The sequence below is a fragment of the Pseudomonas sp. S3_B11 genome (genome assembly GCF_054667715.1).
This window is the reverse complement of sequence record NZ_CP162749.1, coordinates 343,184-356,785: the sequence shown is the minus strand read 5'-3', so window position 1 is coordinate 356,785 and position 13,602 is coordinate 343,184. Positions and strand designations below refer to the sequence as shown.

12 protein-coding genes are annotated in these 13,602 nt (G+C 63.1%); all 12 read right to left on the bottom strand.

The features are described 5' to 3' along the window. From AB4O22_RS01730 to mraZ, 12 genes are read right to left on the bottom strand one after another with little or no spacing between them, the layout of a single operon-like run. Complete coding sequence (locus tag AB4O22_RS01730) at positions 1–966, bottom strand: D-alanine--D-alanine ligase (protein ID WP_460095803.1); 966 nt, start codon at positions 964–966, stop codon at positions 1–3. Continuing rightward, a complete protein-coding gene (gene murC, locus AB4O22_RS01725) occupies positions 963–2,423 on the bottom strand; it encodes a UDP-N-acetylmuramate--L-alanine ligase (RefSeq protein WP_003205345.1) in 1,461 nt (486 codons plus the stop codon). The genes AB4O22_RS01730 and murC overlap by 4 nt, the downstream gene beginning before the upstream one ends. Beyond that, a complete protein-coding gene (gene murG / locus AB4O22_RS01720; RefSeq protein WP_057451742.1) occupies positions 2,416–3,486 on the bottom strand; it encodes an undecaprenyldiphospho-muramoylpentapeptide beta-N-acetylglucosaminyltransferase in 1,071 nt (356 codons plus the stop codon). Before murG ends, murC begins: the two co-directional genes overlap by 8 nt. Next, positions 3,476–4,693: a putative lipid II flippase FtsW gene (gene ftsW / locus AB4O22_RS01715; protein WP_411740630.1), complete on the bottom strand. Its 1,218-nt coding sequence runs from the start codon at positions 4,691–4,693 to the stop codon at positions 3,476–3,478. Before ftsW ends, murG begins: the two co-directional genes overlap by 11 nt. Then, a complete protein-coding gene (murD, locus tag AB4O22_RS01710) occupies positions 4,690–6,036 on the bottom strand; it encodes a UDP-N-acetylmuramoyl-L-alanine--D-glutamate ligase (RefSeq protein WP_212799089.1) in 1,347 nt (448 codons plus the stop codon). The genes ftsW and murD overlap by 4 nt, the downstream gene beginning before the upstream one ends. A 5-nt stretch (positions 6,037–6,041) precedes the next feature. After that, the gene (gene mraY / locus AB4O22_RS01705) at positions 6,042–7,124 is read right to left on the bottom strand and encodes a phospho-N-acetylmuramoyl-pentapeptide-transferase (RefSeq protein ID WP_003205349.1); all 1,083 of its coding nucleotides are present in this window, start codon (positions 7,122–7,124) and stop codon (positions 6,042–6,044) included. Beyond that, a complete protein-coding gene (locus tag AB4O22_RS01700; protein WP_223470382.1) occupies positions 7,124–8,491 on the bottom strand; it encodes a UDP-N-acetylmuramoyl-tripeptide--D-alanyl-D-alanine ligase in 1,368 nt (455 codons plus the stop codon). The genes mraY and AB4O22_RS01700 overlap by 1 nt, the downstream gene beginning before the upstream one ends. Beyond that, positions 8,484–9,947 (bottom strand): UDP-N-acetylmuramoyl-L-alanyl-D-glutamate--2,6-diaminopimelate ligase, encoded by a 1,464-nt coding sequence (gene murE, locus AB4O22_RS01695; protein ID WP_460095802.1) that lies wholly within the window; start codon positions 9,945–9,947, stop codon positions 8,484–8,486. The genes AB4O22_RS01700 and murE overlap by 8 nt, the downstream gene beginning before the upstream one ends. Beyond that, positions 9,947–11,686 carry a peptidoglycan D,D-transpeptidase FtsI family protein gene (locus tag AB4O22_RS01690; RefSeq protein ID WP_162893922.1) on the bottom strand — a complete coding sequence of 580 codons (1,740 nt, stop codon included), beginning with the start codon at positions 11,684–11,686 and terminating at the stop codon, positions 9,947–9,949. The genes murE and AB4O22_RS01690 overlap by 1 nt, the downstream gene beginning before the upstream one ends. Beyond that, a complete protein-coding gene (gene ftsL, locus AB4O22_RS01685; protein ID WP_003205353.1) occupies positions 11,686–11,979 on the bottom strand; it encodes a cell division protein FtsL in 294 nt (97 codons plus the stop codon). The genes AB4O22_RS01690 and ftsL overlap by 1 nt, the downstream gene beginning before the upstream one ends. Then, a complete protein-coding gene (rsmH, locus tag AB4O22_RS01680) occupies positions 11,976–12,923 on the bottom strand; it encodes a 16S rRNA (cytosine(1402)-N(4))-methyltransferase RsmH (protein WP_003205354.1) in 948 nt (315 codons plus the stop codon). The genes ftsL and rsmH overlap by 4 nt, the downstream gene beginning before the upstream one ends. Continuing rightward, positions 12,920–13,375, bottom strand: a complete 456-nt coding sequence (mraZ, locus tag AB4O22_RS01675) for a division/cell wall cluster transcriptional repressor MraZ (RefSeq protein WP_003205355.1) — start codon at positions 13,373–13,375, stop codon at positions 12,920–12,922. The genes rsmH and mraZ overlap by 4 nt, the downstream gene beginning before the upstream one ends. Positions 13,376–13,602: the final 227 nt, after the last annotated feature.

Sequence of the window (13,602 nt, the reverse complement as noted above, 5' to 3'; positions counted from 1 at the left end):
TTAACCTCTTGGCTCTTGATGGCCGACACTGGCGGCCAGGATCGACACCACCAGTTGCTGGAAATCCAGACCGGCGGCGCGCGCCGCCATTGGCACCAGGCTGTGGTCGGTCATGCCAGGCGCGGTGTTGACTTCCAGGAACCAGAACTGCCCATCGGCGTCCTGCATCACGTCTGCCCTGCCCCAACCGGCGATACCCAGCGCCTCACAGGCCTTGGCCGTGAGGTCCATCAGTTCTTTTTCCTTGGTGGCGTCCAGCCCGCAGGGAATGCGGTACTGGGTATCGTTGGCGACGTACTTGGCGTCGTAGTCATAGAACGTGTGGGGCGTGCCCAACGCAATCGGAGGCAATACCTGGTCACGCAGGGTGGCGATGGTGAACTCGGGACCGGTGATCCATTGTTCGACCAACACTTGCGAATCGTAGGAACTGGCGTCTTTCCATGCCGCGGTCAACTCAGGCAGCGAATTCACTTTCGCCATGCCGATACTTGAACCTTCATGGGCCGGTTTGACGATCAAAGGGAAGCCCAGTTCCGTGGCCGCCGAAATACAATCGGCCTCGGATGCCAGCACGGCGTGACGCGGCGTCGGAATGCCGAGACTGTGCCAGACCTGCTTGGTGCGCAGCTTGTCCATCGCCAGGGCGGAAGCCAGGATGCCGCTGCCGGTGTAGGGAATGCCCAGGCATTCGAGCAGACCTTGCATGCTGCCGTCTTCACCACCGCGACCATGAAGGATGATGAATGCGCGGTCGATCTTTTCGCTCAGCAGGCGCTGCAGGAAGTCGTCGCCCACGTCGATGCCGAATGCGTCGACACCGGCGCTTTGCAGGGCTTGCAGCACGGCATTGCCGGACTTGAGGGACACCTCGCGCTCGGCGCTCTTGCCGCCGAACAGCACGGCAACACGGCCGAAGGCTTTCGGATCAAGGGTCGAGACCAGGTTGGCGTAGGCAGCAGTCATTTCAGTTTCCCCTCGCTGGAAGCCACGATTGCCCCGGCGAATAACGGACTGTTCAACAGTTTCGGAGCCAGGCCCCCAATGTCACCGGCACCCTGGCACAGCAGGATGTCGCCGGCGCGCAGCAGCGGCTTGACCAGCGGCGCGAGGTCCACACCGCGTTCGATGTAGATCGGGTCCAACTGGCCGCGCTGGCGAATGCTGTGGCATAGCTGGCGGCTGTCGGCCCCCGGGATCGGCTCTTCACCGGCCGGGTAGACTTCCATCAACAGCAACACGTTGGCGTCGGCCAGCACCTGGACGAAATCGTCATACAGGTCGCGGGTGCGGCTGTAGCGGTGTGGCTGGTAGACCATCACCAGGCGGCGTTCCGGCCAGCCACCGCGCACGGCCTTGATCACCGCCGCGACTTCGGTCGGGTGGTGGCCGTAGTCGTCCACCAGCATCACGTTGCCGCCGTCCACCGGCAGTTCGCCGTAGACCTGGAAACGTCGGCCCACGCCCTGGAACCCGGACAGGCCCTGGACGATGGCTTCATCACTGACGCCTTCGTCGGTGGCGATGCAAATGGTGGCCAAGGCGTTGAGCACGTTGTGGTTGCCGGGCATGTTCACCGACACATCCAATGGCTCGCGATCAGGGCGCAGCACGGTGAAGAACGTCTGCATGCCTTGCTGGCGCACGTTGATGGCGCGCACGTCGGCTTCTTCGCCGAAACCGTAGGTCATGGTCGGACGCTTGATCAGCGGCAGGATTTCGCGCACCACTGGGTCGTCCAGGCACACCACCGCCAAACCGTAGAACGGCAGGTTGTGCAGGAACTCGACGAAGGTTTTCTTCAGTTTGTTGAAGTCGCCGTCGTAGGTCGCCATGTGGTCGGCGTCGATGTTGGTGACCACGGCCACCAGCGGTTGCAGGTGCAGGAAACTCGCATCGCTCTCGTCGGCTTCGGCGATCAGGTAGCGGCTGGTGCCCAGTTGGGCATTGGTGCCCGCGGCGTTCAGGCGACCGCCGATCACGAAAGTCGGGTCCAGGCCACCGGCCGCGAACACCGAGGCGATCAGGCTGGTGGTGGTGGTCTTGCCGTGGGTACCGGCGACGGCGATGCCGTGGCGATAGCGCATCAGCTCGGCCAGCATCTCGGCCCGTGGTACCACGGGGATACGGCGCTCCAGGGCGGTGGCGACTTCCGGGTTGGAGGTGTTCACGGCACTGGAAACCACCAGCACGTCGGCATTGGCGGCGTTCTCGGCACGGTGGCCGATAAAGATCTGCGCGCCGAAGGATTCCAGGCGCTCGGTGACCGGGGAGGCCTTCAGGTCGGAACCCGAGACCTGGTAACCCAGGTTCAGCAGCACCTCGGCGATCCCGCACATGCCCACGCCGCCGATACCGACGAAGTGGATGCGGCGGATACGGCGCATTTCCGGTTGCGGCATGGCTTTGCGATTCTCAACCATGGGCCACCTCCAGGCAGGTATCGACCACTTGGGTCGTGGCATCGGGTTTGGCCAGGCGGCGGGCGGCGCGGGCCATGTCTTCAAGTCGTTGCGGCTGCATCAAAACCTCTGTCAGGCGGGCGGCAAGATCCGCGGCGCCAGTCGTTCTTTGCGGCATCAGGAAGGCAGCGCCTTCACGGGCCAAATAATCGGCATTACGGGTCTGGTGATCGTCGATGGCGTGGGGCAAAGGCACCAGCATCGAAGGCAGACCGGCGGCAGCCAGTTCACTGATGGTCAGCGCGCCTGCGCGGCAGACCACCAGGTCGGCCCAGCCATAGGCCTGGGCCATGTCTTTGATGAAAGGCTGCACTTGCGCCTCGACGCCAGCGGCGCGGTAGCGCTCGGCGGTCACTTCATCGTGGTTTTTGCCGGCCTGGTGAAACACTTCCGGGCGCAGTTCGGGGGCGACCTGCGACAGGGCTTCGGGCAGCAATTTGTTCAACGGTTCGGCCCCCAGGCTTCCGCCCAGGACCAGCAAACGCGCCTTGCGTCCGGCCAAGGCCGGGCGCGGTGTATCGAAAAACAGCTCGGTACGCACCGGATTTCCGGTGGTGCGGCGGCTGCCCGACAGGGTAAAGGTGTCGGGAAAGGCTTCACAGACCCGGGCGGCCAACGGCACCAGTAACCGATTGGCGGTACCGGCCACGGCGTTTTGTTCGTGAACGATCACCGGTACACCGGCCAATTTCGCCGCTACACCGCCGGGACCGGTCACATAACCGCCAAACCCCACCACGCACACCGGCCGCAACCGACGGATGATCGCCCGCGCCTGCCAGACCGACTTGAGCAGCATCAGCGGCGCCTTGAGCAACGACAACTTGCCCTTGCCCCGCAGGCCGCTGGCGTCGATCCGGTGCAGCTCAAGGCCAGCAGCTGGCACCAGTTCGTTCTCTATGCCCCGTGGCGTGCCTAGCCAGTGCACGGTGTATCCGCGCGCCTGGAACTCCCGGGCACAGGCCAGCGCCGGGAATACATGCCCGCCGGTACCGCCCGCCATGATCAGCACGTTAGCGCCCATGAGTCGGCTCCTCGGCGAAGTCGCTCTCTTGAAACTCCATCTCTTCGCTGCCCAGGTGGGTTCGACTCTCCCATTCGATGCGCAGCAACAGGCCGAGACAGGCACAGCAGATCACCAGGGAACTGCCGCCATAACTGAGGAACGGCAGCGTCAGGCCCTTGGTCGGCAACAGGCCGACGTTCACGCCGATGTTGATCAGGAACTGGCCGATCCACAGGAACGACAAGCCATACGCCACGTAAGCGGCAAAAAACTGCTTGGCTTTCTCGGCCCACAAGCCGATGTACATGCCGCGCACGCAGACGAACACGAACAAGGCAACGGTGCACAGGGAGCCGACCACGCCCAGCTCTTCGGCCAATACCGAGAACACGAAGTCGGTGTGGGCTTCCGGCAGGTAGAACTGCTTCTGCACGCTGTTGCCCAGGCCTACGCCCAGCCATTCGCCGCGACCGAAGGCGATCAGCGCCTGGGTCAATTGATAGCCGGAACCGAACTGGTCGGCCCACGGGTCGGTGAAAGTGATCAAACGTGCCATCCGATAAGGCTGCGCCTGGACCAACACGGTCACAGCCGCCACTGCCAATGCCACCATCAGGATGAAACGGAACAGCCCGACGCCACCCAGGAACAACATCGCCGCCGCCGCACCCATCATCACCACCGTGGCACCGAAGTCCGGCTCCATCAGCAGCAGGCCCGCCATCGGCAGCAACACGATGAACGGCTTGAAAAAGCCCATCCAGCTCTCGCGCACTTCTTTCTGGCGACGCACCAGGTAACCGGCCAGGAAAATCACCACGAAGACCTTGGCGATTTCCGAAGGCTGCACGTTGAAGAAACTGAAACCGATCCAGCGCATGGAGCCGTTGACCTCGCGGCCAATCCCCGGCAACAGCACCATCACCAACAGGCCGAAGGCACCGAGCAGCATCATCCAGCCCAGGCGCTGCCAGGTGGCGATCGGCACCATCATGGTGACGACGCACGCACCCAAGCCGATCACCAGGTAAACCAAGTGGCGGATCATGTGGTAAAGCGTGTTGCCCGACTGCACCGCGGCCACTTCCGACGACGCGGAGGTGATCATCACCAGGCCAAGGCCCAGCAAGGCCAGGCAACCGGCAAGCATCGGGAAATCCAGGTCGATGCCGCGCCCGGTGATCAGCGGCGACGGGTACGGCTTGATGATGTTCATCAGGCTCATGCCAAGTCCTCCGCGGCCCGGGCGAACAACTGCCCACGCTCTTCATAGTTCTTGAACATGTCGAAACTGGCGCAGGCCGGTGACAACAGCACCGCATCGCCCGGTTGCGCAAGGGCGCGGCACTGTTGCACCGCCTCGTCCAGCGAACCGACCCGAACCAGCGGCACGGCATCGCCGAGGGCCTGGGCGATCAATTCGCGATCGCGGCCCATCAGCACTACGGCACGGCAGTTGGCCGCCACCGGGTCACGCAGGTCCTTGAAGTCGGCGCCCTTGCCGTCGCCGCCGGCGATCAGCACGAGCTTGCCTTCAATGTCCGCGCCCAACCCTTCGATGGCCGCCAGTGCGGCACCGACATTGGTGGCCTTGGAGTCGTTGTACCAGGCCACGCCGTCCAGGTCGCGCACCCACTGGCAGCGGTGCTCAAGGCCGGCGAAGGTGCGCAGGGCCGAGAGCATGGCGTCGAACGGCAGGCCGACCGCATGCCCCAGGGCCAACGCGGCCAGGGCATTGGCCTGGTTGTGGGCGCCACGAATCTTCAGTTCGCGCACCGGCATCAGGTTCTGGAATTCGAAGGCCAGGTATTTCTCGCCATTCTCTTCGCGCAACCCGAAGCCTTTGAAGTCCGGCACGCCCAGGCCGAAGGACCAGCACGGCATGCCCTCGCCCAACAACGGACGAGTCAGGGCGTCCTGGCGGTTGAACACCACTTGCCGGGCACCACGGAAGATCCGGTGCTTGGCCAGGTGATAAGCCGGCAGGCCGCTGTAGCGGTCCATGTGGTCTTCGCTGACGTTGAGCACGGTCGCCACTTCGGCGCCCAGGTGGTCGGTGGTTTCCAGCTGGAAGCTCGACAGCTCCATCACGTACAACTCGACGTCGTCACTGAGCAGGTCCAGTGCCGGGGTACCAAGGTTGCCGCCCACGGCGACGCGCTTGCCGGCCGCCGCGGCCATCTCGCCCACAAGGGTGGTGACGGTGCTCTTGGCATTGGAACCGCTGATGGCGATGATCGGCGCCTTGGCGTTACGCGCGAACAGCTCGATGTCGCCGGACAATTTCACGCCACGGGCAGCGGCCGCCTGCAGGGCCGGAGTCGCCAGGGCCAGGCCGGGGCTCACGTAGAGCTCATCGGCGCGGCACAGGAATTCGACGTCCAGCTCGCCACAACGCACGTCCACCTGCGGATAGTCACGGCGCAGCGTGGCCAGCTCAGGTGGATTTTCCCGCGTATCAGCCACGGCAAACGACACGCCCCGGTTCGCCAGGAAGCGAACCAGGGACATGCCGCTCTTGCCGAGACCGACAACGATGCGGAAGTGGTCAGAAGCGATCAGGGACACTCGTTCTACCTCAGCTTCAGGGTGGCAAGGCCGATCAGCACCAGAATCACGGTGATGATCCAGAAACGGACGATCACGCGCGGCTCGGGCCAGCCCTTGAGTTCAAAGTGGTGGTGGATCGGCGCCATGCGGAATACGCGGCGGCCGGTCAATTTAAAGGAGGCAACCTGAATGACGACTGACAGGGTCTCCATCACGAACACACCGCCCATGATGAACAGGACGATTTCCTGGCGAACGATGACGGCGATGGTGCCCAGGGCCGCGCCCAGCGCCAACGCGCCGACGTCGCCCATGAAGACTTGCGCCGGGTAGGTGTTGAACCACAGGAACCCCAGGCCGGCACCGATCAGCGCTCCGCAGAACACGATCAGCTCGCCCGCCCCTGGCACATAGGGGATCAACAGGTATTCGGCGAATTTCACGTTACCCGACAGGTAGCAAAAGATCCCCAGGGCGCCGCCGACCATGACCGTGGGCATGATCGCCAGGCCATCGAGGCCGTCGGTGAGGTTGACCGCGTTGCTCGAACCGACGATCACCAGGTAGGTCAGCACGATGAAACCTGCACCCAGCGGGATGCTGTAGTCCTTGAGCATCGGCAGGATCAGGGTGGTCTCCACCGGCGAGGCGGCGGTCATATAAAGGAAGATCGCCGCGCCGAGGCCGAACACCGACTGCCAGAAATACTTCCAGCGGCTTGGCAGCCCACGGGAGTTCTTCTCGATGACCTTGCGGTAGTCGTCGACCCAGCCGATGGCGCCAAAGAGCAAGGTCACCAGCAGCACGACCCAGACATACCGGTTCGCCAGGTCGGCCCAGAGCAAGGTGCTGATGCCGATGGACGACAGGATCAGCGCGCCGCCCATGGTCGGGGTGCCGGATTTGGACAGGTGCGATTGCGGGCCGTCGTTACGTACCGACTGGCCGATTTGCAGGTTCTGCAGGGTGCGGATCATCCACGGGCCCAGGAACAGCGACAACGACAGCGCGGTCAGCACACCCAGGATCCCGCGCAGGGTCAAGTACTGGAAGACCGCGAAGCCTTTGTGGAACTGTTGCAGGTACTCCGCTAGCAGCAGCAGCATTAATGTTTCTCCGTGGAGGCGCCGCACAGCGCCGCGACGATGTTTTCCATCGCTGCGCTGCGTGAGCCCTTGATCAATAAGGTGGTGTTCGGATCCTGCTCGGCGCCCAGGGCCTGGATCAGTTCGGCCTGAGTGGTGAAATGCCGTGCGTGCTCGCCAAACGCGGCGACCGCATGGGCCATCATCGGGCCGACCGCATACAGCGCGTCGACCTTGCCGCGCGCATAGGCACCGACGTCGTGATGCCCCTGTTGCGCCCACTCGCCCAGTTCACCGATATCCCCCAGCACCAATACGGTACGGCCGGAGAAACCGGCGAGGATATCCACGGCCGCGCACATGGACGACGGATTGGCGTTATAGGTGTCGTCGATCACGCGCATACCGTTGCTGGCCAGTTGCGCAACACTGCGCCCCTTGACCGGCTGCACGGCGTTCAACCCGGCGACGATGCCCGGCAGCGACACGCCCAGCGCATGGGCAGCCGCTGCCGCGGCCAGGGCGTTGGCAACGTTATGGGTGCCAAGCAGGTTCAACTGCACCCGCTCGGCGCCATCCGGGCTGTGCAGGTTGAAGGCCGGGCAACCGCGAGCATCGCGGTCCAGGTCGCTGGCGTAGAAATTCGCGGCGAGGTTGCTCAGGGCAAAGGTCAGCACCTTGCGCTCGCCCGCCCGGGTCTTCCAGATTTCGAAGGCCTTGTCGTCGAGATTCAGCACCGCGACACCATCGGCATCCAGCCCCTCGATGATCTCGCCCTTGGCCTCGACGATTTTTTCCGGGCCGCCGAACTCACCGACGTGAGCAGTCCCGGCATTGTTGAGCACCGCCACATGAGGCTTGGTCATGCCCACGGTGTAGGCGATCTCGCCGAGCCGCGAAGCGCCCAGTTCGATGACAGCGGCGCTGTGTTCCGGCGCCAGCTCCAGCAGGGTCAGTGGCACGCCGAGGTCGTTGTTCAGGTTGCCACGGGTCGCCAGCACCGGACCACGGGTGCGCAGGATGCTGGCAAGCATTTCCTTGACAGTGGTCTTGCCGCTGGAGCCGGTGATGGCTGCGACCGGGTTGCCATACGCCGCGCGGTTCAGCGCACCGAGCTGGCCCAGGGCCAGGCGGGTGTCGTTGACGAGCAATTGCGGCAGCGTGCTGTTGGTCACTTCGCGCTCGACCAGGGCCGAAACCGCACCTTTGGCGGCGACCTCGTTCAAGTAATCGTGACCATCGAAGCGCGGCCCGGCCAGAGCGACGAACAATTGCCCCGGCGCGATCGCCCGACTGTCGATGCTGACGCCGTCGAACGTGGCGTCCGCGGCGATGAGGCGTGCATTCAGGGCGTTGGTCAGTTCGCTGAGCTTCAGGGCCTTAAGCATGGGCCACCTCCCACGCGGTCAGGGCGTGATCGGCTTCCACCAGATCGGAGAAAGCGTGGCGTTCGCCGTTGATTTCCTGATAGTCCTCGTGGCCCTTACCGGCCAGGACGATGACATCGTCCGCCGAGGCACTGGCGATCAACTGGGCAATGGCCTGGCCGCGACCAGCCACGAAGGTGACGTTATCCACAGCCGTAAAACCGGCGCGGATGTCGTCGAAAATCCGCTGCGGATCTTCGGTACGAGGGTTGTCGTCGGTGACCAGCACGCCGTCTGCCAGCCGCTCCACCACTTCGGCCATCAATGGGCGTTTGCCGCGATCACGATCGCCACCGCAGCCGAACAGGCACAGCAATTTGCCCTTGGCGTGAGGACGCAGGGCCGTGAGAACTTTTTCCAACGCGTCGGGGGTATGGGCGTAATCGACCACAACCAGTGGTTGAGTCCCACCGCCCAAACGCTGCATGCGACCGGCCGGGCCCTCGAGCTTCGGCAAGACCTTGAGAATTTCGTCCAGCGCGTAGTCCAGGCCGAGCAAAGCGCCGATGGCCGCCAATACGTTGCTCAGGTTGAAGCGGCCGAGCAAGGTGCTGCGCAAATGGTGCTCGCCCTGGGGCGTGACCAAGGTGGCACGCACGCCTTCGTCATTGAATTGCGCCTGGCGTACATAAAGGTAGGCGCTGGCATCTTCCAGGCTGTAGGTGATCAACCGCGACTCGCGCTTTTCGGCGGCCAGTTGCCGACCGAATTCGTCATCGAGGTTGATGACCCGGCACTTCAGGTCATTCCAGGCAAACAGCTTGGCCTTGGCTTCACCGTAGGCCTGCATGGTGCCGTGATAATCCAGGTGATCCCGGGACAGGTTGGTCAACACCGCGACATCGAACGCCAGCGCGGTCACACGGCCCTGGTCCAAACCATGGGAAGAGACTTCCATCGCAACGGCCTTGGCACCAGCCTTTTTCAGGTCCGCCAGGGTCGCTTGCACGGCAATCGGGTTCGGCGTGGTGTGCAGTCCGCTTTCCAGCGCGCCATGGAAGCCGTTGCCCAGGGTCCCGACAATGCCGCAATGCTGGCCGAGCAGGTCGAGGGCCTGGGCCACCAGTTGGGTCACGCTGGTCTTGCCGTTGGTGCCGGTCACGCCCACCAGGTTCAGGTGACGGCTCGGGTCGCCATAAAAACGCCCGGCGATGTCCGACAGCTGCGCTGCCAGGCCCTTGACGGGAATCAGCGGAACGTCGGTGATCGGCAGTACAGTAGCGCCTTGCACTTCATAAGCCACGGCAGCCGCGCCACGCTTCAAGGCATCGGCAATATGGTCGCGACCATCGACACGCGCGCCCGGCACCGCCAGGAACAAGTCCCCGGCGCGTACATTGCGGCTGTCCAGGGCCAGTTCGCGAATCAGCAGATCGTGACCGGCGTGGGCAAAAATCTTGTTCAGGCTCAGGGACATCAGCCACGCCCTCCTTCGGCTTTCAAGGGAACGACCGGTGCGGTATTGGCCTGCTGGGTCGGCGGCAGGTTATCCGGGGTAATGTTCATCAGGCGCAGGGTGCCGGACATCACTTTGCTGAACACTGGCGCCGAAACCAGGCCACCGAAGTAGCCTGCCTTGCTCGGTTCATCGATGACCACGACGATGGCATAGCGCGGGTCGCTCATCGGGCCGAAGCCGGCAAACAGCGAACGGTAGGAGTTCTCGGCGTAGCCTTTGGTGCCCACGGAGGTCTTACGGGCCGTACCCGATTTGCCTGCCACGTGATAGGCCGGCACCTGGGCGCGATAGACACCGCGCGGCGCCTCGATCACCTGTTGCAGCATGCCCTGCATGGTCTTGGCGACGTTCTCCGGGATCACTTGGGTGGTCTGCGGCGCCTTGTCGGTCTTGATCAGGGTCAGCGGGGCGATACGGCCATTGTTGGCCAGCGCGGAGAACGCGTGGACCAGTTGGATCGCCGTCACGGAAACACCATAGCCATAGGACAACGTGGCGGTTTCAGCCTTGCGCCAGTCACGGTAGTTCGGCAGGTTGCCGACACGCTCGCCCGGGAAGCCCAGGCCGGTGTCCTGGCCGAGGCCGATTTTCTGGGCCAGGCGATAAATCGTCTCACCGCCGATATCGAAGGCGATCTTGCTCATGCCCACGTTACTGGAGTTGATCAGGATGCCGGTCAGGTCGAGCACCGGGCCTTCGGTCTTGGACACGTCGCGGATGGTGTACTTGCCGATCTGCAGGGTGCCCGGGTACACCTCGACGGTGTCGCTCGGTTTCCAGCGCCCGGTTTCCAGGGCGGCGGCCATGGACACGGCTTTCATGGTCGAACCGGGCTCGAACACGTCGATCATCGCGCGGTTGCGCATCATCGCCGGTTGCAGGTTGCGACGGTTGTTCGGGTTGTAGGTCGGCTGGTTGACCATCGCCAGGATCTCGCCGGTCTTCACGTCCATGATCACCAGGCTGCCGGCCTTGGCACCGTTCTCGACGATGGCATTGCGCAGCTCACGGTTGGCCAGGTATTGCAGGCGCAGATCAATGGACAACGCCAAGGGCTTGCCGGCCTTGGCGTTTTTGGTGACTTGGACATCCTTGATCAGCCTGCCGCGCCGGTCCTTGATGACCTGGCGCTTACCGGCGACCCCGGCGAGCCATTCGTCATAGGCCAGTTCGACACCTTCGCGCCCTCGGTCATCGATGTCGGTAAACCCGACCATGTGGGCCGTGACTTCACCAGCCGGGTAGAAACGCCGGAACTCTTCAATGCCGTAGACACCGGGTACTTTCAGGTCGAGCACGCTCTGGCCCTGCTCGGGCGTCAGGCCGCGCACCAGATAAATGAATTCCTTGTTGGCCTGGGCTTCGAGGCGCTCGGCCAGGGCCTTGGGATCCTGCCCGAGGGCCGCGGCCAGTGCCGGCCATTTTTCCTTGGCCAGCTGCATTTCCTTGGCGTTGGCCCACAAGGTGGTCACCGGGGTGCTCACGGCCAGGGGTTCGCCATTGCGGTCGGTGATCAAGCCTCGGTGAGCCGGGATCGGAATATGCCGGACACTGCGCGCATCGCCCTGACCCTTGAGGAAATCACGGTCGACGACCTGCAGGTCGATGATGCGCCACGAAATCGCCGCCACCATGATCCCGAGCAAACCCAGGACCAGACGAAACCGCCACGGGAACAGCGCCCCTTCGAGTTTCATCATGGCGCCACCATCTGCACTTCGGCGGCGCCGGGAATGCGCATTTTCAGCTGCTCGGTGGCCAATACTTCGATACGGCTATGGGCGGTCCAGGTGCTCTGCTCCAGGATCAACCGGCCCCATTCGGCCTGCGCCTTGTCGCGCACGCTCAGCTCGTTGTAAAGGGAATTGAGAAGCTGCCGGTTCCAGTGCGCGCTATAGGACACGCCGATGGCCGACACGAGCACGCCGATAAACAGCAGCAGCATGAAAAAGCTGCCGCCGGGCAGTGGCTTGGCGAAGAGCTTGCTCACCGCAACTTCTCCGCGACACGCATGACGGCGCTACGGGCACGTGGGTTGGCCTTGAGTTCAGCCTCGGAGGCGAACTGCGCCTTGCCATGGATCTTGATTTTTGGCACGAAGGCTTCGAAACGCACCGGCAGGTTGCGCGGCAGGTTATCGGCTTCGCCCTTGGTGAGTTTGCGCATGAACAGCTTGACGATGCGGTCTTCCAGGGAATGGAAGCTGATCACCACCAGCCGACCGCCAATCTCCAGCGCTTCAAGCGCCGCTTCGAGACCGACTTCCAGATCGCCCAGCTCGTTATTGACGTGGATGCGCAAGCCCTGGAACGCACGGGTCGCCGGGTTCTTGCCCTTTTCCCAAGCCGGATTGGCAACTTTCAGTACCTCGGCCAGGTCGCCGGTGCGCTCAAATGGCTTGATGTCGCGCCGCTCGACCACGGCACGGGCCATACGGCCGGAGAAACGCTCTTCACCGTATTCCTTGAAGACGCGAGCGATTTCTTCCACCGGGGCAGTGTTGACGAATTCGGCGGCGCTGATGCCACGGGACGGGTCCATGCGCATGTCCAGCGGGCCGTCATTGAGGAAACTGAAGCCGCGCTCCGGATCGTCCAACTGCGGCGAAGACACGCCCAGGTCGAGCAGCACGCCACTGACCTTGCCGGCCAGGCCACGCTCGGCGACTTCCGAAGCCAGCTCGGCAAAGCTGCGTTGCACAATGACAAAGCGGCCGTCTTCGGCCGCCAGCGCTTGCCCGGTGGCAATCGCTTGAGGATCCTTGTCGAACCCCAGCAACCGGCCACCCGGACCGAGCTTGCTGAGAATCAACCGGCTGTGTCCGCCACGCCCGAACGTACCGTCCAGATAGCAGCCATCAGGACGTACGGCGAGAGCCTCGACGGCTTCGTCAAGCAGTACGGTGATGTGGTTAAAGCCGCTATCAATAGTCACAGGATCAAATCACGCAGTTCATCAGGCATGGCGCCCGGTTGTTGAATAGCAGCGAGGTCAGCGGCAGAAACCGCATTCCAGGCATCTTCGTCCCACAGCTGGAACTTGTTCAGTTGGCCCACCAGCATCGCGCGCTTGTCCAGCTTGGCGTACTCGCGCAGGCGCGGCGGAACCAGGAAACGACCACTGCCATCGAGTTCGAGGTCGACGGCATTACCGATCAGCAAGCGTTGCAGACGGCGGTTTTCTTCACGCAACGAAGGCAGTGCGCGCAGTTTGGTTTCGATGATTTCCCACTCATCAAGAGGGTAAACACACAAACATGGGTCAACGGCGTCGATCGTGACGATTAACTGCCCCGAACTTCGCGAAACGAGCTCGTCACGATACCGGCTCGGCATGGCGAGACGGCCTTTTGCATCGAGACTGATAGCGTTAGCTCCGCGAAACACGTCTGCGTTTCTCCACTTTTTGGCGTTTTACCTTCAAAAAAACCCACTTCATGCCACTTTCCGCCACTTGCGCACACTATAGGAATGCGCCCACCGCACCGTCAAGGCGCGGATTGAAGGAAAAGCCTTATAGATCGGAGATTTAGGAGCGTTTCAGGAGGGGTAACAAGAATCTGACGTAGGAATTTTCGCCTCAACCCGAATGAGCACAGGAAGCTGCGCGCACA